22 protein-coding genes and 2 tRNA genes are annotated in these 22,749 nt (G+C 73.4%); 14 read left to right on the top strand and 10 right to left on the bottom strand.

The window, feature by feature from the left end; all coding sequences use genetic code 11:
* Positions 1 to 51: 51 nt before the first annotated feature.
* The 4 genes from OC439_RS15125 (at position 52) to OC439_RS15110 (ending at position 4,025) form a co-directional block, all read left to right on the top strand.
* Positions 52 to 3,048 (top strand): UPF0182 family protein, encoded by a 2,997-nt coding sequence (locus OC439_RS15125; protein ID WP_262013963.1) that lies wholly within the window; start codon positions 52 to 54, stop codon positions 3,046 to 3,048.
* Positions 3,049 to 3,219: 171 nt separating this feature from the next.
* Positions 3,220 to 3,293, top strand: a tRNA-Met gene (locus OC439_RS15120).
* 303 nt (positions 3,294 to 3,596) lie between these two features.
* Positions 3,597 to 3,670, top strand: a tRNA-Met gene (locus OC439_RS15115).
* Positions 3,671 to 3,776: 106 nt separating this feature from the next.
* On the top strand, positions 3,777 to 4,025 hold the full coding sequence (locus OC439_RS15110; protein WP_210900112.1) for a hypothetical protein: 249 nt from the start codon (positions 3,777 to 3,779) through the stop codon (positions 4,023 to 4,025).
* A 46-nt stretch (positions 4,026 to 4,071) separates the two neighbouring features.
* Here OC439_RS15110 and OC439_RS15105 read toward each other — a convergent pair whose 3' ends face one another.
* Entirely contained in the window at positions 4,072 to 5,397 is a 1,326-nt protein-coding gene (locus OC439_RS15105) for an ABC transporter substrate-binding protein (protein WP_262013962.1), read from the bottom strand.
* 122 nt (positions 5,398 to 5,519) lie between these two features.
* Between OC439_RS15105 and OC439_RS15100 the strand changes: the two genes are divergently transcribed.
* Positions 5,520 to 6,353 carry a phosphoribosylaminoimidazolesuccinocarboxamide synthase gene (locus tag OC439_RS15100; protein ID WP_262013961.1) on the top strand — a complete coding sequence of 278 codons (834 nt, stop codon included), beginning with the start codon at positions 5,520 to 5,522 and terminating at the stop codon, positions 6,351 to 6,353.
* 3 nt (positions 6,354 to 6,356) lie between these two features.
* Here OC439_RS15100 and glpK read toward each other — a convergent pair whose 3' ends face one another.
* Positions 6,357 to 7,841 (bottom strand): glycerol kinase GlpK, encoded by a 1,485-nt coding sequence (gene glpK, locus OC439_RS15095; protein WP_262013960.1) that lies wholly within the window; start codon positions 7,839 to 7,841, stop codon positions 6,357 to 6,359.
* A 64-nt stretch (positions 7,842 to 7,905) separates the two neighbouring features.
* Between glpK and OC439_RS15090 the strand changes: the two genes are divergently transcribed.
* The gene (locus tag OC439_RS15090) at positions 7,906 to 8,844 is read left to right on the top strand and encodes a ribose-phosphate diphosphokinase (RefSeq protein ID WP_262013959.1); all 939 of its coding nucleotides are present in this window, start codon (positions 7,906 to 7,908) and stop codon (positions 8,842 to 8,844) included.
* A gap of 10 nt (positions 8,845 to 8,854) precedes the next feature.
* Here the strand turns inward: OC439_RS15090 and OC439_RS15085 are convergent, their stop codons facing one another.
* On the bottom strand, positions 8,855 to 9,322 hold the full coding sequence (locus tag OC439_RS15085) for an ATP-binding protein (RefSeq protein ID WP_262013958.1): 468 nt from the start codon (positions 9,320 to 9,322) through the stop codon (positions 8,855 to 8,857).
* 115 nt (positions 9,323 to 9,437) lie between these two features.
* Here OC439_RS15085 and macS point away from each other — a divergent pair, with 115 nt between their 5' ends.
* Positions 9,438 to 10,559 (top strand): MacS family sensor histidine kinase, encoded by a 1,122-nt coding sequence (gene macS, locus OC439_RS15080; RefSeq protein WP_262013957.1) that lies wholly within the window; start codon positions 9,438 to 9,440, stop codon positions 10,557 to 10,559.
* A gap of 11 nt (positions 10,560 to 10,570) precedes the next feature.
* Positions 10,571 to 11,203 carry a response regulator gene (locus OC439_RS15075; protein ID WP_262014005.1) on the top strand — a complete coding sequence of 211 codons (633 nt, stop codon included), beginning with the start codon at positions 10,571 to 10,573 and terminating at the stop codon, positions 11,201 to 11,203.
* A 4-nt stretch (positions 11,204 to 11,207) separates the two neighbouring features.
* Here OC439_RS15075 and OC439_RS15070 read toward each other — a convergent pair whose 3' ends face one another.
* The 3 genes from OC439_RS15070 to OC439_RS15060 form a co-directional block, all read right to left on the bottom strand.
* A complete protein-coding gene (locus tag OC439_RS15070; RefSeq protein ID WP_262013956.1) occupies positions 11,208 to 11,780 on the bottom strand; it encodes a DUF5709 domain-containing protein in 573 nt (190 codons plus the stop codon).
* A gap of 79 nt (positions 11,781 to 11,859) precedes the next feature.
* Entirely contained in the window at positions 11,860 to 12,531 is a 672-nt protein-coding gene (locus tag OC439_RS15065; RefSeq protein WP_262013955.1) for an ATP-binding protein, read from the bottom strand.
* A 56-nt stretch (positions 12,532 to 12,587) separates the two neighbouring features.
* The gene (locus tag OC439_RS15060; protein ID WP_262013954.1) at positions 12,588 to 13,586 is read right to left on the bottom strand and encodes an SDR family oxidoreductase; all 999 of its coding nucleotides are present in this window, start codon (positions 13,584 to 13,586) and stop codon (positions 12,588 to 12,590) included.
* 192 nt (positions 13,587 to 13,778) lie between these two features.
* Here OC439_RS15060 and OC439_RS15055 point away from each other — a divergent pair, with 192 nt between their 5' ends.
* Positions 13,779 to 15,047 carry a glycosyltransferase gene (locus OC439_RS15055; protein ID WP_262013953.1) on the top strand — a complete coding sequence of 423 codons (1,269 nt, stop codon included), beginning with the start codon at positions 13,779 to 13,781 and terminating at the stop codon, positions 15,045 to 15,047.
* Here the strand turns inward: OC439_RS15055 and OC439_RS15050 are convergent.
* From OC439_RS15050 to aroA, 4 genes are read right to left on the bottom strand one after another with little or no spacing between them, the layout of a single operon-like run.
* Positions 14,930 to 15,895 carry a hypothetical protein gene (locus OC439_RS15050; RefSeq protein ID WP_262014004.1) on the bottom strand — a complete coding sequence of 322 codons (966 nt, stop codon included), beginning with the start codon at positions 15,893 to 15,895 and terminating at the stop codon, positions 14,930 to 14,932. The two genes, OC439_RS15055 and OC439_RS15050, sit on opposite strands and share 118 nt — an antisense overlap.
* Before the next feature lie 60 nt (positions 15,896 to 15,955).
* Entirely contained in the window at positions 15,956 to 16,774 is an 819-nt protein-coding gene (gene hisN, locus OC439_RS15045) for a histidinol-phosphatase (protein WP_194800491.1), read from the bottom strand.
* Positions 16,775 to 16,834: 60 nt separating this feature from the next.
* On the bottom strand, positions 16,835 to 17,962 hold the full coding sequence (rsgA, locus tag OC439_RS15040) for a ribosome small subunit-dependent GTPase A (RefSeq protein ID WP_262013952.1): 1,128 nt from the start codon (positions 17,960 to 17,962) through the stop codon (positions 16,835 to 16,837).
* On the bottom strand, positions 17,932 to 19,233 hold the full coding sequence (gene aroA, locus OC439_RS15035) for a 3-phosphoshikimate 1-carboxyvinyltransferase (protein ID WP_262013951.1): 1,302 nt from the start codon (positions 19,231 to 19,233) through the stop codon (positions 17,932 to 17,934). The genes rsgA and aroA overlap by 31 nt, the downstream gene beginning before the upstream one ends.
* Before the next feature lie 102 nt (positions 19,234 to 19,335).
* Here aroA and OC439_RS15030 point away from each other — a divergent pair, with 102 nt between their 5' ends.
* The 5 genes from OC439_RS15030 (at position 19,336) to rsrA (ending at position 22,690) form a co-directional block, all read left to right on the top strand.
* Positions 19,336 to 20,043, top strand: a complete 708-nt coding sequence (locus tag OC439_RS15030) for an SOS response-associated peptidase (protein WP_262013950.1) — start codon at positions 19,336 to 19,338, stop codon at positions 20,041 to 20,043.
* Between the two features lie 213 nt (positions 20,044 to 20,256).
* Entirely contained in the window at positions 20,257 to 20,649 is a 393-nt protein-coding gene (locus OC439_RS15025) for a WhiB family transcriptional regulator (protein ID WP_013288375.1), read from the top strand.
* Between the two features lie 101 nt (positions 20,650 to 20,750).
* The gene (locus OC439_RS15020) at positions 20,751 to 21,362 is read left to right on the top strand and encodes an alpha/beta family hydrolase (RefSeq protein ID WP_262013949.1); all 612 of its coding nucleotides are present in this window, start codon (positions 20,751 to 20,753) and stop codon (positions 21,360 to 21,362) included.
* A 228-nt stretch (positions 21,363 to 21,590) separates the two neighbouring features.
* Positions 21,591 to 22,400 carry a sigma-70 family RNA polymerase sigma factor gene (locus tag OC439_RS15015; protein WP_315985935.1) on the top strand — a complete coding sequence of 270 codons (810 nt, stop codon included), beginning with the start codon at positions 21,591 to 21,593 and terminating at the stop codon, positions 22,398 to 22,400.
* Positions 22,401 to 22,402: 2 nt separating this feature from the next.
* On the top strand, positions 22,403 to 22,690 hold the full coding sequence (gene rsrA, locus OC439_RS15010) for a mycothiol system anti-sigma-R factor (RefSeq protein WP_135241896.1): 288 nt from the start codon (positions 22,403 to 22,405) through the stop codon (positions 22,688 to 22,690).
* Positions 22,691 to 22,749 lie beyond the last annotated feature (59 nt).

Below are 22,749 nucleotides of genomic sequence, written 5' to 3'. Positions count from 1 at the left end.
TGGTGCCTGGTCGGAGCCGATCACATCGAGCGTGCGGAGCCAACAGTGGTCATGCGTAGCAGTCCCTTACCGAGGATGAGCCGGCGCGGACGCGTCACCATCGGTGTCCTGATCGGGGTGTTCATCTTGTTCACCCTCCTCGGGTGGGGCGTGAACGCCTGGACCGACTGGCTGTGGTTCGACGAGGTCCGCTACACCCAGGTCTTCACCGGCGTGCTCGCCACCCGCCTGCTGCTGTTCCTGGTGGTCGGCGCCGGCATGGCGCTGCTCGTCGGCGGCAACCTCTGGCTGGCCCACCGGCTGCGGCCCAAGATGCGCCCGCACTCGGCCGAGCAGGCCACCCTGGAGCGCTACCGGATGCTGCTGAGCCCCCGGCTCGGCACCTGGATCGCGCTGGCCGCCGCCGTCGTCGGGCTGTTCGCCGGCCTCTCCGCGCAGAGCCGCTGGGGCCAGTGGCTGCTGTTCCGCAACGGCGGTGACTTCGGCGTGAAGGACCCGGAGTTCGGCGTCGACGTCGGCTTCTACGTCTTCCAGCTGCCGTTCTGGCGCTACGTGCTCGGCGTCGGCTTCACCGCCGTGGTGCTGTCGCTGCTCGGCGCGCTCGCCGTGCACTACATCTTCGGCGGCGTACGCCTCCAGGGCGTCGGCGACCGGATGACGAACGCCGCCCGCGCCCACCTCAGCTCGCTGGTCGCCGTGTTCGTGCTGCTCAAGGCCGTCGCCTACGTGCTGGACCGGCGGGCCATGCTGCTGGAGTACAACGAGGGCGCCAAGCTCTACGGCGCCGGCTACGCCGACGTGAACGCGCTGCTCCCGGCGAAGGAGATCCTCGCCTGGATCTCGATCGTGGTGGCGCTGGCGATCATCGTGTTCTCCAACGCGGTCATGCGGAACCTGGTCTGGCCGGGCATCTCGCTGGCCCTGCTGGGCGTCTCCGCGGTGGCGATCGGCGGCATCTACCCGTGGGCCGTGCAGACGTTCGAGGTCAAGCCGAGCGCCCGGGACAAGGAGGCGCCGTACATCGAACGCAGCATCAAGGCGACCAGGTCCGCGTTCGGTCTCGACGGCACGAAGACCACACCGTACGCGGCCAGCAACCTCGTTCCACCCGCCAGCCTCGCCACCGACACCTCGGTGGTGTCGAACATCCGGCTGCTCGACCCGCAGCTCGTCTCCGAGACGTACACGCAGCTGCAGCAGGTCCGCGGCTTCTACGACTTCGGTTCGAAGCTGGACATCGACAGGTACTCGGTCAAGGACAAGACCTCCGACTACGTGGTCGGCGTCCGTGAGATCAACTACGGCGAGCTGACCGACCAGCAGAGCAACTGGATCAACCGCCACACCGTCTACACCCACGGGTACGGCCTGGTGGCCGCCCCGGCGAACCAGGTGGTCTGCGGCGGCCAGCCGTACTTCGTCTCCGGCTACCTCGGCGAGAAGGCGCAGGAGGCGTGCTCCTCGCCGACCGAGGAGATCCCGGCCCAGCAGCCGCGGATCTACTACGGCGAGCGGATGGAGGCGAGTGACTACGCGATCGTCGGGCAGAACGGCGACCGCAACGTCGAGTTCGACCGGCCCACCTCCACCGGCGGTGAGCAGTACTACACCTACACCGGCGAGGGCGGCGTCAAGATCGGCTCGTTCCCGCGCCGGCTGCTCTACGCGATCAAGGAGCAGGAGTCGAACTTCCTGCTCTCCGAGGCGGTCAACGAGAACTCGAAGCTGCTGTACGTGCGTAACCCGCGCGACCGGGTGGAGAAGGTCGCACCGTTCCTCACGCTCGACGGCGACCCGTACCCGGCGGTGGTGAACGGGCGCGTCCTGTGGATCATCGACGGCTACACCACGGCGGCGACCTACCCGTACGCCGAGCGGGTCAACCTCCAGGCCGAGACGACCGACGAGCTGACCGGCCGGGGCACGTTCCAGCTCGCCCGGGAGAACGTCAACTACATCCGCAACTCGGTGAAGGCGACTGTCGACGCGTACGACGGCACGGTCAAGCTCTACTCGTACGACGACACCGACCCGGTGCTCAAGGCGTGGAACAAGGCGTTCGGCGGTGATCTGGTGCTGCCCAAGGGCGACATCCCGGCCGAGTTGGCCGAGCACTTCCGCTACCCGGCCGACCTGTTCAAGGTGCAGCGCAACCTGCTGACCAAGTTCCACGTCACCGACCCCGGCGACTTCTACTCCGGCCAGGACTTCTGGCAGGTGCCGAACGTGCCGGACGCGCCGGACAGCGGGCAGAAGCAGCCGCCGTACTACCTGTTCACCCAGTTCCCCGGGCAGGACGGGCCACGCTTCCAGCTGACCTCGGCGGTGACTCCGAACGGCCGGCAGAACCTCGCGGCGCTGGTCTCCGGGTCGTACGTCGACGGGCAGCCGAAGCTGGAGGTGCTGGAGCTGCCGGACCAGACCCGGATCTCCGGTCCGACGCAGGTGCACCAGCAGATGACCAACAACGGCGACATCCGGCAGCAGCTGAACCTGCTCTCCTCGAACCAGGCGCAGGTGCAGTACGGCAACCTGCTGTCGCTGCCGTTCGCCGACGGCATGCTCTACGTCGAGCCGGTGTACGTGAAGAGCAGTAGCCAGGACGCGTACCCGCTGTTGCAGAAGGTGCTGCTCTCCTACGGTGACGGCGGCTCGTACGTGGTGCTCGCCAACAACCTCGGCGACGGCATCAAGCAGCTCGTCGAGCAGGGCAAGCGGGCACCGAACAACAACCCGCCGCCCAGCACCGACGACAACCCGACGCCCACGCCGTCGCCGTCGCCGACCGGGGGTGACAACAACACGCCGCCGATGAGCGGGGAGCTGGCCCAGGCGGCCGCCCGGGTGCAGACCGCGATCGGCGAGGTCAAGGCCGCGCAGGCGTCCGGCGACTTCGAGCGGTACGGACGTGCGCTGAAGGCGCTGGACGAGGCGATGAGCGCGTTCCAGCAGGCCCAGGCCGCGGCGAACGGCTCGGGCAACCCGGCGCCGTCGGGCAGCGTCTCGCCACCGGCGCCGACGTCACCCGCGCCGTCACCGGGCGGCTGACGCCGAACTGACACCACGAGCCCGTGGTCCGGGACCGCAACGGTCAACCGGACCACGGGCTCGTGTCGTCAAACGGACTCCCGACCACGATCCCGGACCGGGCGTTCTTCGCCCTAACCGAGTACCCGTTTTGCGCCTCCGCGGGTCGGTGCGCTACGGTTGTCGAGCCGACGCGGGGTGGAGCAGCTCGGTAGCTCGCTGGGCTCATAACCCAGAGGTCGCAGGTTCAAATCCTGTCCCCGCTACTCGTGACGAAGGCCCCGGAGTTCTCTCCGGGGCCTTCGCCGTTCTCGCGGGTGTCCTACGCACCCATGTGCGGGTCGCACGCCATGGCCCACGGTCCGCGACCGGCCCGGCAGAAGAGAAGTCCCGAGACGCGTATGACTGTGAGTCATAGTTATGACTCTCAGTCATATCGTTTTCGACCAGAGTGTCTCGGGTTCGACCTCGCCCGGCGAGACGTCGGATCGTCGTGCGGCGCCCGAGGCGGGGATTCCGGGTACCCGGCTGATCTCCAGGAACGGAGTGCGATAAGCTTTACGAGCCGACGCGGGGTGGAGCAGCTCGGTAGCTCGCTGGGCTCATAACCCAGAGGTCGCAGGTTCAAATCCTGTCCCCGCTACTCGTGACGAAGGGCCCCGGAGTTCTCTCCGGGGCCCTTCGCCGTGTCCGGCGACATCCTCGCTGTCCGCCGTGCCCTGGTTGCGGGCCTCGGCGAGGATGGGGTCATGTCTGCATGGAACAAGTGGTGGGGCCGCCTGGGCGCGGTCCTCGGTACGGTCGTGCTGTCGGTCTTCGTGCCGGTCGCGGCCTGGGCGTCGTCCGGCACCGGCGAGATCGTGGTGGAGGCGGCGCGCCGGCGTTCCCGGGGCGGCTTCGGCTTCCTCGGCCTGCTCTGCTGCCTCGTGGTGGTCGGCGGCATCGTGCTGCTGGTGGTGCTGCTGACGCGCGGCCGCCGCAACCGGCCCCCGCGCTGATCCCCGGCCCACCCCGCCCACGCCGGGCGGGGTGGGGAGGGGTGGGTCAGCCGGCGAGGGCGGCGTTCGCCTGGGCCATGAAGCGGGAGGTGGCGGTACGGGCGCCGGCCCGCTTGCCGCGGATGCTCTCGGCCGCCTCGATCAGCAGCGTGCGTACCGCGGCGTGCCCCTTGGGCGGCGGCGCGGGCGACGGGCCGGCCAGGTCGTCCAGCTCGGCGCCGAGCGCGGCCATGCTCTTCTCGGCCCGGCCGGTCACCTCCGCGGCGACGAACGAGCGCACCTGCTTGCTGGCGTTCAGGCCGCGTTCGACGCCGAGGAGCCGGCCGGCCGCCACGTTCGTGGTCAGGAAGTCGAGCACGTCCACCACGGCTTCCGGGTGGCGGGTGCCCCGGAAACCGGCCCAGTACATCGACGCCCGGGGCCACTGGGCGGCCGGCGTACCCGGGAAGGCCACCGCGCCCAGCTCGTCGTCGGTCAGGCTCTGCAACTCGGGCAGCTGATGCGACCAGGCGAAGGAGGCCGCGGTGTGCCCGGTGACCACGAGCTGGCGGGCCAGCTCGCCGCTGTCGGCCTGCTCGACCAGGGCGGCGCTCGGTGTGGCCCGGTCGAAGCGCGCCACCTCCCAGAACTCGAACCAGGCGAGCAGTTCGGCGGAGCTGAAGCCGAGCTGCCGCCCCTGGTACAGCTCGCTGCCCTGGCCGCGCAGCCAGAGCCAGAACGCCCGGTAGTCGCCGGAGGCGTCCATGGTGCCGGCCACCCGGTTGCCGGAGGCGCGGGTGACGCGGGCGGCCCAGGCCACGTACTCCTTCCAGGACATCCCGGTGCGCGGCTCGGGCTGGCCCAGGCGGCGCAGCAGCCGGCGGTTGAACACCAGCGCCGCGCTCGTCTGCGCGGCCGGCACGCCCACCGTGCGCTCGTCCACCCGGCCGTAGCGGGCCAGTTGCTCCGGCACCTCGCGCAGGTCGAGCCGCTCGTCGGCGACGTACCGGGTGAGGTCGAGCAGGATGTCCCGGCCCGCGTACTCGGCGAGCAGGGTGTCGTCGATCTGGAACAGGTCCGGCGCGTTCCCGCCGGTGGCCTGGGTGGCGAGCCGGTCGTAGTAGCCGCCCAGCCCTTGCCAGGTGACCCGGAAGCTGACCCGCGGGTTCTGCTGCGAGTACAGCCGCAGCGCCTGTTCGGTGGCCTGGGCCCGGCGGGCGCCGCCCCACCAGAACACGGACAGCTCGATCGGGCCCTCGTCGGCGGCCACCTCCTCCGGGCTGCACCCGGCGAGCAGCGGCAGCCCGCCGGCGGCGAGCGGCAGCCCGGTGAGCGCGCCCAGGAACCGTCGCCGGTCGATCCCGGGACGGGGTACGGACTGCGGAGCGCGCACGGGTCTCTCTCCGAAGGTCGGGTGGACGGATCATTTCACCGGCCCCCGGCCGGGTGTCAACGCCGGGCGGGACGGCGGTGGGCGCGCCGGGCGGTCCGCGCCGGTCATGGTGTACTAGCGCCGTGGAACTTCTGCACTCGGGCAAGGTCCGGGACGTCTACGCCGACGGCGCGGACCTGATCCTGGTCGCCTCCGACCGCGTCTCCATCTACGACGTGGTGCTGCCGACCCCGATCCCGGACAAGGGCCGCCTGCTCACCGCGCTGTCGCTGTGGTGGTTCGAGCAGCTGTCCGACCTGGTGCCGAACCATGTGATCTCCGCGACGGACGTACCGGCGGAGTTCGCCGGCCGGGCGATCCGCTGCCGGCGGCTGGAGATGGTGCCGGTCGAGTGCGTGGCCCGGGGCTACCTGACCGGTGGCGGCTTCGCCGAGTACCAGCGCACCGGCTCGGTCTCCGGGGTGCCGCTGCCCCGTGGCCTGGTGGAGGCGTCGATCCTGCCCGAGCCGATCTTCACGCCGTCGACCAAGGCGCCGAAGGGCGAGCACGACGAGCCGATCACGTACGAGCAGGTGGTGGACAAGGTCGGGCCGGAGGTCGCGGAGCGGCTGCGGCAGATCACCATCGACGTCTACCGGCGCGGCGCGGAGATCGCCGCCGAGCGGGGCATCCTGATCGCCGACACGAAGCTGGAGCTGGGCTGGGCGGCGGACGGCACGCTCGTGCTCGGCGACGAGGTGCTCACCTCGGACTCGTCCCGGTTCTGGCCGGCCGAGTCGTACCAGCCGGGCCGCGCCCAGTTCTCCTACGACAAGCAGTACGTGCGGGACTGGGCCACGGCGAGCGGCTGGGACAAGCAGCCGCCCGCCCCCGAGGTGCCGGCCGAGGTGATCGAGGCGACCCGGGCCCGCTACGTCGAGGTGTACGAGAAGCTCACCGGCAACACCTGGGCCTGACGCTCAGTCGACCCAGTCGAGTGTGCGCCGGACCGCCTTGTGCCACTGGCGCAGCTCGCGCTCCCGGTGCGCCGGGTCCATCGTCGACTCCCACTGCGCGTCCGAGCGCCACTTCTCCCGCAGCGTGGCCAGGTCGGGCCAGAACCCGACGGCGAGGCCGGCGGCGTACGCGGCGCCGAGGCACGTGGTCTCGGTGATCCGGGACCGGACGACCGGCACGTCCAGCACGTCGGCGAGGAACTGCATCAGCAGCTCGTTGCCGGTCATCCCGCCGTCGACCCGCAGCCGGCGCAGCGCCACGTCGGAGTCGGCGTTCATCGCGTCCACCACCTCCCGGGTCTGGAAGGCCGACGCCTCCAGCACCGCGCGGGCCAGGTGCCCCTTGGTGATGTAGCCGGTCAGCCCGGCGATCACGCCCCGGGCGTCGCTGCGCCAGTGCGGGGCGAACAGGCCGGAGAAGGCCGGCACCACGTAGCAGCCGCCGTTGTCGTCGACGGTGCGGGCCAGCTCCTCGACCTCCGGGGCGGAGGAGATCAGGCCGAGGTTGTCGCGCAACCACTGCACCAGCGAGCCGGTGACCGCGATGGCGCCCTCCAGCGCGTACACGGCGGGCTGGCCCTCGATCCGGTACGCCACAGTGGTGAGCAGGCCGTGCCGCGACGGCACCGGGCTGGCACCGGTGTTCAGCAGCAGGAAGCTGCCGGTGCCGTAGGTGCACTTGGCCTCGCCGGGCTGGAAGCAGGTCTGCCCGAACAGCGCCGCCTGCTGGTCGCCGAGCGCGCTCGCCACCGGCACCCCGGCCAGCACCCCCTGTGCGGTGCCGTACACCTCGGCCGAGCTGCGGATCTCCGGCAGCACGGCGGCCGGGACGCGCAGCGCGTCGAGCAGCTCCGGGGCCCAGTCGAGCGTCTCCAGGTCCATCAGCATGGTGCGGCTGGCGTTCGTCACGTCGGTGACGTGCCGGCCGGTCAGCTTCCAGATCAGCCAGCTGTCCATGGTGCCGAACAGCACCTCGCCGCGCTCGGCCCGCTCGCGCAGCCCGTCGACGTGGTCGAGCAGCCAGCGCAGCTTCGGCCCGGCGAAGTAGGTGGCCGGGGTCAGGCCGGTGCGGGCCCGCAGCCGCTCCTCGTCGTACGTCTCGGTCAGCTCGCGCAGCAGCGGGCCGGTGCGGGTGTCCTGCCAGACGATCGCGTTCGCCACCGGGCGGCCGGTCTCCCGGTCCCACACCACTGTGGTCTCACGCTGGTTGGTGATGCCCACCGCGGCCAGCGACTCGGTGCCGATGTCGGCGCTCGCCAGCGCCTCGCGCACCACGTGCTCGACGTTCGTCCAGATCTCCTCGGCGTCGTGCTCCACCCAGCCGGGCCGGGGGAAGATCTGCCGGTGCTCGCGCTGGGCCACGGCGACGATCTCACCGGCCCGGTCGAAGACGATGCAGCGCGAGGACGTGGTGCCCTGGTCGATGGCGGCGACGAACTCTGCGGTCACGGCAGCACCGTACCCGCCGCGAGCGTCCACCGTCTCCCTCCGGCGGCCCGTACGATCATCAGACGTGCGTGACATTGCCGTGTTCAGCGGGTCGGCCCATCCCGACCTCGCCGCCGAGATCTGCGCCCACCTCCACGTCCCGCTGCACCCGGTGCGGGTGTCCCGGTTCGCCAACGACTGCCTGGAGGTGCAGTTGCAGGCGAACTGCCGGGAGCGCGACGTCTTCCTCATCCAGCCGCTGGTGCCGCCGGTGCAGGAGCACCTGGTCGAGCTGCTGCTCATGATCGACGCGGCCCGGGGTGCGTCGGCCGCGCGGATCACCGTGGTGCTGCCGCACTACGCGTACGCGCGGTCGGACAAGAAGGATGCGCCGCGCATCTCCATCGGTGGCCGGCTCGTCGCCGACCTGCTCACCTCCGCGGGCGCGGACCGGGTGCTGGCCATGACGCTGCACTCGCCGCAGGTGCACGGCTTCTTCAGCGTCCCGGTGGACCACCTGCACGCGCTGCGCGAGCTGGCCGCCCACTTCAAGGGGTACGACCTGAGCAACGCGGTGGTGGTCTCGCCGGACCTGGGCAACGCCAAGGAGGCGGCCGCGTTCGCCCGGATGCTCGGTACGCCGGTGGCGGCCGGCGCGAAGCAGCGTTTCAGCGACGACCGGGTGCAGATCAGCACGATCATCGGTGACGTGGCGGACCGGGACGTGATCGTGCTGGACGACGAGATCGCCAAGGGCAGCACGGTGATCGAGCTGATCTCGCACCTGCGCGAGCGGCGGGTCCGCTCGATCCGGCTGGCCTGTACGCACGGCCTGTTCTCCAGCGGGGCACTGGAGCGGCTGAGCGGGCAGGAGGGCGTCCTGGAGATCGTCTGCACCAACACGGTGCCGATCCCGGCGGAGAAGCGGGTGCCGAAGCTGGAGGTGCTGTCGGTGGCGCCGGCGCTGGCCGAGGCGATGCGGCGGATCCACAACGGGGAGTCGGTGAGCGCCCTGTTCGCCTGACGGTGGCGGGTCAGCCGTCCAGCGGGCCGGTGACGGGCTGGCGGGTGGCGAGCGCGGCGGTGATCCGGACGACGGTGCCGGCGTCGCCGCTCTCCACCTCCATCGTGTCGCTCAGCTCCCGGGCCAGCCAGAGGCCCCAGCCGCCGGCGGTGTCCGGCGCGGGCCGCTCGCGGTCGCGCAGCCGCCGTTCGCTGATCCCGGGCCCGTGGTCGGCGACCTCGCAGACCAGTTCGCCGTTCCGCTCCCAGAGCCGTAGCCAGCCCTGCCCGCCGCCGTGGCGGACCGCGTTGGTGATCAGCTCGTTGACCGCCAGCACGAAGTCGTCCAGCCGTTGGCCGGACAGGCCAGAGCCGTGCGCGCAGGAGGTGACCGAGTGCCGCAGCCCGGTCACCTGCGCCTGGTCGAAGGCGGTGGCGAGAAGCAGGGAAGGTTCGATGGGCACAACCGTACGCGGTGCGGGGAGTTCTGCGTCTGTCATGACCCCGTCCCGACGATGCTCCTCGACGACTTTCGCGGCATTTCCACCGTACGTCAGGGTTTCTCGGACCGCACCGCCCGGGGTGGCCTGGACCGGCTGTGACAGGGTGGCCCACATGCCGTCGTCCTCCGGCCTCGAGGGCCCCTTCTGGCGATCGATAGCGGTGTTCCGCTTCGCCGCGCTCGCGTACGTCGGACTGGTCGTGCTGCGCGACGCGGACCGTTACGCACACCCGGTCGCCGCGGGCGGTGTCCTGCTGGCGATGCTGGCCTGGAGCGGCGTGACGGCGGCCGGCTACGGCCGTCCGGCCGGGCGGCGCTGGCCGCTGCTCCTGGCCGACCTCTGCGTGGTGCTGGCGATCATCCTGGTCACGCCGTGGGTGGTGGGCCGCGCGGCGCTCGCCGCCGGGGTGCCGATGCTGACCGCCGCCTGGCTGGCCGGGCCGGTGCTCGCCTGGGCGGTCTCCGGCGGGCGGCGACGTGGCGCGGTGGCAGCGATCGTGCTCGGCGGTGCCGACCTCGCCACCCGGGACCGGATCAGCCCGTCCGCGCTGACCGGCGCGATCCTCATGCTGCTCGCCGGCGTGGTGGTCGGGCACGTGGCTCGGCTGGCGGTGCAGGCGGAGGAGCGGTTGCAGCGGGCGGTGGAGCTGGAGGCGGCCACCCGGGAGCGGGAACGGCTGGCCCGCGACATCCACGACTCGGTGCTCCAGGTGCTCGCCCTGGTCCGGCGGCGCGGCGCGGACCTGGACGGCGAGGCGGCCGAGCTGGCCCGGCTGGCCGGCGAGCAGGAGGAGGCGCTGCGGGCGCTGATCGGCCGGACGGGCGCGCCACCGGATCGGGCCGGGGACGAGCAGGACCTGCGCGACCTGATCGACAGGTACGCCTCGGCCACCGTCGTGGTGTCCGCGCCCGCCACACCGGTGCCGCTGCCGGCGCGGGCGGCCGGTGAGCTGGGTGCCGCGGTCGGCGCGGCGCTCGACAACGTGGCCCGGCACGCCGGCGGGCGGGCCTGGGTGCTGATCGAGGACGAGGAGGAGACGGTGACCGTCTCGGTACGCGACGAGGGGCCGGGAATCCCGGAGGGGCGGCTGGCGGAGGCCGCCGCGCAGGGGCGGCTCGGGGTGGCGCAGTCCATCCGGGGCCGGGTGACCGACCTGGGCGGCGAGGTGCGGATCGTGTCCGCGCCCGGCGCCGGCACCGAGATCGAGCTGGTCGTGCCGAGGAGCCGCGGGTGAGCATCCGGGTGATGGTGGTCGACGACCACCCGATGTGGCGCGAGGGCGTGGCCCGGGACCTCACCGAGGCGGGTCACCAGGTGGTGGCGACGAGCGGGGAGGGCCGGCAGGCGGTACGGGTGGCCGCGGCGGCCCGTCCCGACCTGGTCGTGCTCGACCTCCAGCTGCCGGACATCTCCGGCGTCGAGGTGATCCGGGGCCTGCGCGCCGCGCTGCCCGGCGTGCGGGTGCTCATGCTGTCGGCCAGCGGTGAGCCGCAGGGCGTGCTGGACGCGGTCAAGGCCGGCGCCACCGGCTACCTGATCAAGTCGGCCGCACCGGCGGAGTTCCTGGACGCGGTGCGCCGCACGGCGGCCGGTGAACCGGTGTTCACGCCCGGCCTGGCCGGGCTGGTGCTGGGGGAGTACCGGCGGCTGGCCGCGGCGCCGCCCGCCCCGGACGACGACGCACCCCGGCTCACCGAACGGGAGACCGAGGTGCTGCGTCTGGTCGCCAAGGGGCTGTCCTACAAGCAGATCGCCGACCGGCTGAGCCTGTCCCACCGGACCGTGCAGAACCACGTGCAGAACACCCTGGGCAAGCTCCAGTTGCACAACCGGGTCGAGCTGACCCGGTACGCCATCGAGCGGGGCCTGGACGACTGAGCGGTCAGCGCGCCTCCGGCGGCCGGGTCTCGTGCACCGCCAGCTCCTCCGCGCTGGCCCCGCCACCGGCCGCGCCAGCGTCGTAGGCGACGTTGTCGGTCTCCTGATCGGTGTGTGCGCCCTCGTCCGGTTCGACCAGCCGTCCCACCTGGTGGTCGGCGACGCTGCCGAGCTGGCCGTGGTCGTACACGGAGACCGGGGAGTGCGGGTCCGAGACCGGGCCCGGGTCGATCACGTCGGCGTCGAGCTGGGCCTGCGCGGCGGCCTCCTCGCTGTCCGCCTCGGCGGCGATGTCCGGGTCGACCGGGCCGGCGAGCGGGTCGTCGGCGGGGCGCTCGTACTGCTCGCGCTGGAGCTTGTAGTCCAGCGACTCGCCGTCGAGCTGCTCCTCCGCCGTGGTGCCGAACTGGTCCACCGCCACCGGCGTGCGGTCGCCGGGGATCTGGGCCGGGTCGGGGCCGTCCGCCTCGCGCCCGGTCAGCACGTCGTCGTGGGCGCTGGAGTCGTCGTCGGCGGTGTCGGGCAGGCCCGACGCCTCGGGATCGGACACGGGGGTGGGGTACTCGTCGTCGCGCATGCCCGGGAACTACCCACTGCGCTCCCCGCCCTAACCGCGACCGGCCGGGAGGATCGGGAGAAACAGTGCGAAAAGCACCTCAGTTGCGGTACGCCGTCTCGTCCTCGGCGTACAGCACGCACCACACCACCTTGCCGTCGGGCAGCGCCGTGCTGCCCCAGCGCCGGGCCACCGTGTCGATGAGCAGCAGCCCTCGCCCGCCCACCGAGTCCACCGGCGCCGGACCGCCGTACGCGGGCCGCCCGGTCGAGTGGTCCCGGACCGCGAGGTGCAGCGCGCCGCCGCGTGGGGCCAGCCGGAGCGTCATCGGCGTGACCGCGTGCGCCACCACGTTGTTGACCATCTCGGTGACCGCGATGCAGGCCGGCTCGGTCAGCTCCGGCAGTCCCCACCTGGCACAGCCGCCGGTCACCAGCACCCGCGCCTCCCGGGCGGCCTCGACCACCGGGGGCAGCTCGGCGTCGAGCGGCTCGGGCGGCGCGTCCGGTGGCGGCCCGTCCGGGTCGAGCAGCAGCCGCGCGGCGGGCCAGTCGTCGACCGCCCGGCAGACCTCGTCCAGCGCGTCGCGTGCCACCGGATCGGGGATCCGCACCCCGGACAGGTCCACGAGCAGCACCCCGGGGTGCCGCCACAAACGGGCGAGCAGCGCGTCCCGTACGGCTTCCACCTCGGACCGGTCGAGCACCCCGGTCAGCCGGACCGTCGGCGAGGAGTCGTCGGTCTCCACCAGGCAACGCGCATCCGTCGGCATGATCGCCCCATTGTGCCCCTCGGTCCGCGCCCGCGCACCGGTCCGGTCGACGGGACTCACGGCCGACCGGCCCGCGACCGGCGGCTGAGCGCCGCCACCGTGCCGACAGCCGTGCCGGCGGCCAGCCCGACCGCCGCGGTCAGCCGCAGCACCTGCCCGCGCCGGCCGGACCACCCGTCGGTCCGCTCCGCCGCCGCGTCCGGCGTGAAGACCGCGCCGGTGGAGTCGGCGCGTACGCCGGGGCCGAACTGGGTGCGCGCGGTGTACCAGCCCAGCACGCGCTCGGCCAGCGCCGGGGCGAGCCGCCACTGGAGGCCGATCAGCCGGGCCGCGCCGCCCGCGTACGCCTCGCGCCGGGGACGCCGCAGCAGCCGGACGATCGTCTCGGCGACCATCTCCGGCGGGTACACCGGCGGCGGCGGGGTCAGTTCCCGGCCGGAGTGGTTGGCCGCGTGCCGGAAGAACGGCGTGTCGATGGTGGCGGGCAGCACCGTGCAGATGGAGATGTTCCCCCGGCCGGTCACCCGCAGTTCCTGCCGGACCGTGTCGGCCAGCCCGCGGATCGCGTGCTTGGTCGCGTTGTACGCCGACTGGTACGGCATCGCCACCTCGGCCAGCACCGAGGCGTTGTTTACGAGCACCCCGCCGCCGGCCGCGTCGAGCCAGGGCAGCGCGGCGCGCGTCCCGTACACGGCGCCGAGCAGGTTCACGTCCACCACCCGGCGGAACTCGGCCATCGGGATCTCGTCGAACAGCCCCACGGTGCCCACCGCCGCGTTGTTGATCCAGGCGTCGATCCGGCCGAACTCGGCCACCGCCCGCCCCGCCAGCCGCTCCACGGCCTCCGGGTCGGTCACGTCGGTGGGCACCACCAGGGCCCGGCCGCCCAGTTCCCGGCAGTACGACGCGACCCGGCGCAGCGCGGACTCGGTCCGGGCCGCCAGCACCACGTCGGCACCCCGGCGGGCCAGCGCGTACGCGGTGGCGGCGCCGATCCCGCTGGAGGCGCCGGTGATGACCACTGTTGCGTCGGAGAGGCTGCGGGTCAGGGGCATTCCCCGTCGGTACCCCCGGGCCGGGCGGTCATGCCGACCGTTTTCGCCGGTGATCGGCTTCGGACGGCTGTCCCGTCCGCGGGACGCCGTGGCCGGGCGACGCCGATCTGTCAGGTTTGGGCGCACCGGACCTGGGTTAATGGGACGCTCTGACCGGAGACCCCGCTCGCAGAGAACGCATGGAGGTGCACCATGCGCGTCGGCCTTGTATGCGCGCACGCCGGCTCGTCCACCGACGGTCCCACCGTCGGGACGCAGGAGCACATTGCGCGCGTGGCGGCGGAACTCGCCGCCCGGGGCCATGACGTCCGCGTCTACGAGCGCCGTGCCGCATCCGCCCAGCCTGCCCTGACCGAACTCGACGGCTACCGGGTGGAACGTGTCCCGGTCGGCCCGCCCGACATGCTCTCCACCGCCGAGCTGGTCCCGTTCGTCGCCGAGTACGGCCGCTGGCTGGCCGGGCAGTGGGCCGGGGACTGGACCCCCGACGTGGTGCACGGGCACTACTGGGTCGGCGGGCTGGCCGCCGCGCACGCGGTCCGCGCCACCGACATCCCGGTGGTGCAGACGTTCCACTCGCTCGGCGTGGAGCAGCTGCGTCACCTCGGCCGTGAGTACGGCGGGCCGGGGGAGCGGATCCCGCTGGAGCGGGCGCTGACCCGGGCCGTGGACGTGGCGGTGGCCCAGTGCAACGACGAGGTCGACGAGCTGACCCGGATGGGCCTGCAACGCACAGCGGTGGCGATGGTGCCGACCGGGGTGGACACCGGCCAGTTCCACCCGGACGGCGAGGCGGCCCCCCGGGACCAGCGGCCCCGGATCCTCTCCGTCGGCGGGCTCGCGCCCGGACACGGGCAGGACGACCTGATCCGGGCCATGCGGCTGGTGGGTGACGCGGAACTGGTGATCGCCGGCGGTCCGCCGCCCGAGCGGCTGGACGGCCACGCCGAGGCGCGCCGGCTGCGCGACCTGGCCGAGCGGGCGGGCGTGGCGGAGCAGGTGAAGCTGGTCGGCGCGGTGCCGCACGACCAGATGGCCACCTGGTACCGCTCCGCCGACGTGGTGGCCTGCACCGCGCACTACGCGTCGGCCGGGCGGGTGTCGCTGGAGGCGATGGCCTGCGGCGTGCCGGTGGTCGGCTACGCCATGGGCGGCATCGCCGACGCGGTGGTGGACGAGGTGACCGGCAAGCTGGTGCCGCCGGGTGACGTCCGCACGCTCGGGGTCACCCTGCGCCGGCTGCTGTCCGACAACGCCGGACGGTTCGCGTACGGGCACGCCGCGGTGGACCGGGTCCGGTGCAGCTACACCTGGGAACGTACCGCCGCCGCGCTGGAGCGCCTCTACGAGCGGGTGATCGGGCGCCGCCGTCCGGCCACGGGAATCGAGCCGACGCCGGTCGAGGCGACGCCGCCGGTCGAGGTGGTCGTCTCCGAACGCGGGCCGGTCGAGGCGGCCTGAACGGGCACCATCCCGGCGCCCGCGATCGCCTTCTGACGGGCGCTGGCGTGGTGGTGCTGCGGTTCGGCGTACCGGGTCAGGCCGACCACCGCCGCGAGCGTCACCAGGAAGCCGAGCCCGGCCAGCCACTCCCGGCCGGGCCAGATCTTGTCGTTGAGCAGCAGCAGGCCGACGATCGCGGCCGGTACCGCGCCGGCGGCGTCCATCGCGGCGACCGCCGCCGTGGTCGAACCGCGCTGCATGGCCAGCCCGAGCAGCAGCTGGCCGATCAGCGAGTGGACGATCAGCAGGTAGAGCAGCGGGTCGCGGACGAACGCCTCGACCGATCCGGCCGAGGCGAGCGGGCGGGCCGCCACCGCCGCGGCGGAGAACGCCATCCCGGCCAGCGACCCGAGCACCACCGACCCGAGCGCGCCGTGCAGCCGGGCGGCGAAGAAGCCGGAGGCGGCGATCGCGACCACCGCCACCGCCAGGCCGACCAGCCCGGCGGTGCCGAGCTGCCGTGACGGCGCCGGCTGGGCGGAGAGCACGAGCGCGGTGATGCCGGCGAACAGCAGCACCAGCAGTACCACCTCGGCTGCGGGCAGCCGCCACTTGAGCACCAGCACGCCGAGGACGGCGGTCACCCCGAGCCCGGCCGCCACGCTGGCCTGGACCAGGAACAACGGCAGGTCGCGGCGGGCCAGGAAGGCCAGCACGAAGCCGACGACCTGGCAGGTCAGGCCGATCAGGTACGTCCGGTGCCCGGCCAGGCGCAGCAGCAGCCCGGGGTCGAACGTGTGGTGCACGGTGGTCCGCGCGGCCGCGACCGACTGGAGGAGGTTGGCGAAGCCGTACGCGATGATCATCGCCGCCAGGAAGCACCAACCGGAGGAAACCACCTGGCGAGGATAGAGGCTCCCCCGGGGTCAGCGCTCGGCTGGACGGCCGAGCCGGGCCAGGATGTCGTCGTGCAGCGCCCCGTTGCTGGCCACGGCGCTGATGTCGGCGGAGTCGGCGCCGGCCGGCGCGGGCCGCCCGGCCAGATCCGTGACGACTCCGCCCGCCTCGGTGACGATCGGGACCAGCGCGGCGATGTCCCACAGCGACAGCTCCGGCTCCACCATCACGTCCAGTGCACCCTCGGCCAGCAGCATGTAGCCGTAGAAGTCGCCGTACGCGCGGCTGCGCCAGGTGTCGCGCATGAGCTGGAGCACCGCGTCCAGCCGCCCGGCCTGCTCCCAGCCGGTCAGCGACGAGTAGCAGAAGCTCGCGTCGCCGAGCGCCGTCACGCCGGAGACCCGGATCGGCGTGCCGTCCGCCGGGCCGGTGCCGGCGAACGCGCCCGCGCCGAGCGCGCCCCACCAGCGGCGGCCCAGCGCCGGGGCGGAGACCAGGCCGAGCACCGGCCGGTCGTGCTCCAGCAGCGCGATCAGGGTGGCCCAGACCGGTACGCCCCGGACGAAGTTCTTCGTGCCGTCGATCGGGTCGATCACCCAGCGCCGCCCGTCCGGCCCGGCCGGCGGCTGCTCGCCGTACTCCTCGCCGAGCAGACCGTCGCCGGGACGGTGGGCGGCCAGCAGCGCGCGGATCTCCCGTTCCACGGCGGTGTCCGCGTCGGAGACCGGGGTCAGGTCCGGCTTGGACTCGACGCGCAGGTCGAGCGCGCGGAACCGGGCCGAGGAGACGGCGTCCGCGGCGTCGGCGAGCAGGTGGGCGAGGGCGAGGTCGTCGGCGTACCCGGTCATGACGGACACGCTAGTGGCGGCGGCCCGGCCGGCGACGGCGGGTCGCCGCCGGTCCGCCGGTCAGGACCCGGCGAGCGGATCGCCGGGGTTGCGCTCCGGCTCGCGCGGGTCGCCGTCGCCGCTGCGGGAGGCCAGCAACCGGCGGTACGAGGCGAGCCGGCGCGCGTCCGCCCTCCCGGCGGCCACCCAGGCGTCGAGCGCGCAGTCCGCCTCGTCGGCGGTGTGCGGGCAGTTGGCCGGGCAGTCCACGGTCGCCTCGACCAGGTCGGGGAAGCCGTGCAGCAGGCTCTCGGCGGACACGTGGGCCAGCCCGAAGCTGCGTACCCCGGGGGTGTCGACGATCCAGCCGGTGTCGCCGTCGGCGCCGGGCTCGGCGGGCAGGTGCAGCGCCACCGCGCTCGTCGACGTGTGCCGGCCCCGGCCGATCGCGCTGACCGTGCCCACCGCCCGTTCGGCGTCCGGGACGAGGCGGTTGACGAGCGTCGACTTGCCCACCCCGGAGTGGCCCACCATCACCGAGACCCGGCCGGCGAGCAGCGCCCGCAGCGCGGCCAGGTCGGAGTCCGGGCGGATCAGCACGTACGGCAGCTCCAGCTCGGTGTAGTAGCCGAGCACCGCCTCCGGGCCGGCCAGGTCCGCCTTGGTGAGGCAGAGCAGCGGCTCGATGTCGGCGTCGTACGCGGCCACCAGGCAGCGGTCGATGAACCCGGTACGCGGTGGCGGGTCGGCGAGCGCGCTGACGATCACCAACTGGTCGGCGTTCGCCACCACCACCCGTTCCAGCCGCCCCTCGGCGGTGGTCTCGTCGTCGTCGGCGGTGCGGCGCAGCACCGAGGTCCGCTCGGCGATGCGCACGATCCGGGCCAGCGCGCCCGGCGCACCGGAGGTGTCCCCGACCAGCCCCACCCGGTCACCCACCACCACCGACTTGCGTCCCAGCTCGCGGGCGCGCATCGCGGTCACGAGCGGCGCGTCCGGCCCGGCACCGGACAGCACGCAGGTGTAGCGGCCCCGGTCGACGGCGATGACGAAGCCCTCGACGGCGTCGGCGTGGCGGGGCCGGGTGCGCGTTCGTGGGCGCGACGACCGGCCCGGCCGGACCCGGACGTCGTCCTCGTCGTACTCACGCCGCTTCGTCGCCAGGACGTCCCCCGCTCTCAGTTCTTGCCGGTCACCATCCCCGACCATAGTGCCGGGAACTCCGGCATGGTCTTGGAGGTGCACGCCACGTCGTCGACCTCGATGCCGGGGACGGCCAGCCCGGCCACCGCCGCCGCGTGCGCCATCCGGTGGTCGGCGTACGTACGGAACGTCCCGCCGCGCAGCGGTCGGGGCCGGATGTCCAGCCCGTCGCGGGTCTCGGTGATGTCCGCGCCGAGCGCGGTGAACTCCTTCGCGAGCGCGGTGACCCGGTCGGTCTCGTGGCCGCGGATGTGGCCGATGCCGGTGAGCCGGGACGGACCGTCGGCGAGCAGCGTGAGCGCGGCCAGCACCGGGGTCAGCTCGCCGACGTCGGAGAGGTCGGCGTCGATCCCGCGCACCGTGCCGGTGCCCCGCACGGTCAGGCCGTCGGTGCCGAGGCTCACCTCGCCGCCCATCCGGTGCAACAGGTCCCGGAGCCGGTCGACCGGCTGGAGGCTGCTGCGCGGCCAGCCCTGCAGCGTCACCTCGCCGCCGGTGACCAGCGCGGCGGCGAAGAACGGCGCGGCGCCGGACAGGTCCGGCTCGATCTCCCAGCCGCGCCCGGACAGCGGGCCCGGCTCGACCGTCCACACGTCGGGCGTGGTGTCGTCCACGGCGGCGCCGGCCGCGCGCAGCATCTGCACCGTCATCCGCACGTGCGGCGCGGACGGCACCGGCGGCCCCTCGTGCCGGACCACGACGCCCCGGTCGAAGCGGGGCGCGGCGAGCAGCAGCCCGGAGACGAGCTGGCTGGACGCGGAGGCGTCGATCACCACGTCGCCGCCGGTCACCCGGCCCGCGCCGAGGACGACGAGCGGCAGGCTGCCGGCCGGGGGTGCGTCGATGCGGACGCCGAGCGTGCGCAGCGCGCCGATCAGCGGCCCGAGCGGCCGGGTCCGGGCGTGCGGGTCGCCGTCGAACGTGACCCGCCCGGCGGCCAGTCCGGCCACCGGGGGCAGGAAGCGCATCACGGTGCCGGCCAGGCCGACGTCGACGTGCGCCGGGCCGGCCAGCGGGTGGGGGCGGACCAGCCAGTGGTCGTCGTCCGAGATCGACATGTGGGCGCCGAGTGCGCGCAGGCCACCGGCCATCAGTTCGGTGTCCCGGGCGCGCAGCGGCCGGGCGAGTGTCGACGGCCCGCCGGCGAGCGCGGCGAGCACCAGGGCCCGGGCGGTCATCGACTTGGAGCCGGGCAGGCGCAGCGTCGCGGCGACCGGGTCGCTCGCGGTCGGCGCGGTCCACTGCTGCGGCGGACGCGTCGCGGTCGGATTGCTCACCGTTACATTCTGCCAAGCTCGCGGCCTGGTGGAACCGTCCGGCGCCGCTGCTCCCGTTGGGCGGGACAGCCGGAACGTCCGGATGCGGCTAGCGTGGGCGCCATGTGCGGGAGGTACGCCACGACCCGGAGCGCCGCCGACCTGAGCGCGCTGTTCGAGTCGGCCGACGAGACCGGCGGGGTGACGCCGGACTACAACGTCGCGCCGACCGACCCGGTGCCGCTGGTCCGGCTCGCCCCGGAGGGGCACCGGCTGCTCTCCCTCGGCCGCTGGGGCCTGCTCCCGCAGTGGTCGCGCAGCGCCGCCGGGGCCGCCCGCATGATCAACGCGCGGGCCGAGACGGTCGCCACCAGCCGGGCGTACGCGCCGTCCTTCGCCCGCCGTCGCTGCCTGGTCCCCGCCGACGGGTGGTACGAGTGGGTCCGCCTCGCCGACGGCGGGCGGCAGCCCTACTTCATGACCCCGCGGGACGGCTCGGTCCTGGCCTTCGCCGGCATCTGGTCGGTCTGGGAGTCGGCCGGTGCGGCCCGGCTCACGTTCAGCGTGCTCACCACCGCCGCGGTCGGCGAGCTGGCCGAGGTGCACGACCGGATGCCGCTGCTGCTGTCGCCGGAGCGCTGGGCGGAGTGGCTCGGCCCGGCCGAGGAGCCGGCGGAACTGCTCGCGCCGCCGGACGCCGGCCTGCTCGCCGGGCTGGAGATCCGGCCCGTGTCCCGGGCCGTCGGCGACGTCCGCAACGACGGCCCGGAGCTGGTCGCCGCGGTGGCTCCGGCGGGTGCCGGGACGGCCGCCGGACCGACGCTGTTCTGATCACGCTCCGCCACATTTGCGCGCCCCGTTTGCCGGGGTTAGGCCGGAAAAGTCGCCCGGACGTTCAGTCAGTTTCATTGAAGACCCTTGTCCTTACGTATTCGAATGCGATAGAACACAGCGCCGGTGATGGGCGTCTGTTCGCACGGGGCGGATGACACTCATCGATCTTGTGAGAGATCTACGCCGGTTCCCACGGGGGAGGTGGGTGTATTGACACGGGCACGTATGCCGCGTCCGCACGAGGTAGCCGCCGCGCGGCGCGATCCGCGACTGCTGCGGGCGCTGAGCGAACGACGCCAGGACGACGCGTGGCGCACCAGGGGCACCTGTCAGAACGTCGATCCGGAGACGTTCTTTCCGGCACCGAACGAACCGGCCGACGCGGCGGTGGCGCTCTGCCGCACCTGCGACGTCCAGGGCTCCTGCCTGGCCTGGGCGCTTGAGGTGGGCGACTGCCACGGCGTCTGGGGCGGCACCACGCCGCGTGAGCGGCGCGCCATGCTGGTGGCCTGGCGCAGCGAGGTGCAGCCGGATCCGGACGCGCTCGACGACGCCGGTCCGCCGGTGCGCGACCGCCTGCTCACGCTGGTTCCGCTGAGCTGATCCCGACGTCGCCCGTGGTCCGCTCCGGCAGGGCCGCGGGCGACGTCGGCGTCTCCGCGCCGAACCACCGGCGGGCGCGCCGGTCCGCGCACAATGGGCCGGTGCGGCACGACGACGAGATCGACACCCCACGCGGACCCGCCCGGCTCCGCTTCGACACACCCGCCGACGCCACCACGGTGCTGGTGCTCGGGCATGGCGCCGGTGGTGACGTGGACGCGCCCGACCTGACCGCGGTGCGGGACGCGGTGCTCGCCGCCGGGGCCGGGGTGGCCCTGGTGACCCAGCCGTACCGGGTCGCCGGGCGACGCGCGCCCGCTCCCGCCGGGCACCTCGACGAGGCGTGGACGGCGGTGCTGGCCGACCTGCGTCGCCGTGCCCCGCTGGTGCGCCACTGGGTGGTCGGCGGCCGGTCCAGCGGCGCCCGGGTGGCCTGCCGTACCGCCACCGCCGTCGAGGCGGCCGGAGTGGTCGCGCTGGCGTTCCCGCTGCACCCGCCGGGACGACCGGAACGCTCCCGGGCCGGCGAACTGCTCACCGGGCTGCCCACGCTCGTCGTCAACGGCGACCGGGACCCGTTCGGCGTGCCCGAGCCGGGCCCCGGCATCGAGGTGGTGGTCCGGCCGGGGGAGCGCCACGACCTGCGCCGCGATCCGGCCGGTACGGCCGCCGTGGTGCGGGACTGGCTGCGCGTACACGGGTGGTCGTGCTGACCGGGCGGCGCGCGCCGTGACCGTCCGGCGCGGCGGGTCGTTGCACCGGTTGGTGCCGGCCGCCCGGTTCGGGCGCGCCGGGGCCACCCTCCCAGGCCCTTCCTGGTCCCAGCGTCGGTCGCGGCCGAGGCCGGGACCAGGATCGGGTGGGGCCGGAGGAATGCCACGCCCCACAACTCGCGTTACTTCCCTTGGACGACGACAGAGCCATCGCGAGGGGGGTGACCGGTGCCGACCGAGACACGGAGCCGGGAACGGGACGAACGGGACGAGCGCCAGCTCCGGCGGCTGCTCGACGCGCCGGAGTGGCCCGCGGCGGCGTCGGTCGTGAGCACCGGCACACACTCCGGAAGTGAATCTGCCGGCAAGCGGGTACGCGTATCCTCGGCGGGAAAGCATCCGACGCGAGGGGATGTGCGGTTGACCACCGAGAAGACGGACGAGCGCAGGGCCCGCTTCGAGCGGGACGCGATGCCCTTCGTCGATCAGCTCTACGCTGCCGGGCTGCGGATGACCCGCAACCCGGCGGACGCGGAGGACCTGGTTCAGGAGACGTACCTGAAGGCGTACGCCGCCTTCCACCAGTTCGAGCAGGGCACGAACCTGAAGGCCTGGCTCTACCGGATCCTGACCAACACCTACATCAACACCTACCGCAAGCGGCAGCGCCAGCCCATCCAGGCGCCGACCGAGGAGATCACCGACTGGCAGCTCGCCGAGGCCGAGTCGCACACGTCCAGCGGCCTGCGCTCGGCCGAGACGGAGGCGCTCGACCGGCTGCCCGACAGCGACGTCAAGGAGGCCCTCCAGCAGTTGCCGGAGGAGTTCCGCCTGGCCGTCTACCTGACCGACGTCGAGGGCTTCTCCTACAAGGAGGTCGCCGACATCATGGGCACGCCGATCGGCACCGTGATGTCCCGTCTGCACCGTGGCCGACGTAATCTGCGGAAGCTGCTGGAGCAGTACGCGGCGGAGCGGGGTTTCAGCGCCGCCTCGTCGAAGAAGGGTTCGACCGCCGCCGCCGGCCGGGAGGTGTGACCGTGAGCTGTGGACAACCGCACGAGACGGACTGCCACGAGGTCCTCGCCGAGGTCTACCTCTACCTCGACCTGGAGTGCGCCGAGGAGCGCCGGGTGCTGATCCGGCACCACCTGGACGAGTGCGGGCCGTGCCTGCGCGAGTACGGCATCGAGCAGGAGGTCAAGGCGCTGGTCGCCCGGTGCTGCGGCAACGAGGCGGCCCCGGAGAAGCTGCGGGAGCGGCTGCGCCTGCGGCTGACCGAGCTGGTGGTCTTCGAGACCACCGAGTCCCGCGAACTGGCCGACTGACGAACGACGCGAAACGGCCCGGGTCCGATCACGGACCCGGGCCGTCTCGCTGTCCGGCG

It is taken from the genome of Micromonospora sp. Mcm103 (genome assembly GCF_024519755.1).
Lineage (GTDB): Bacteria > Actinomycetota > Actinomycetes > Mycobacteriales > Micromonosporaceae > Micromonospora > Micromonospora aurantiaca.
This window is presented reverse-complemented; position numbering and strand designations above follow the sequence as displayed.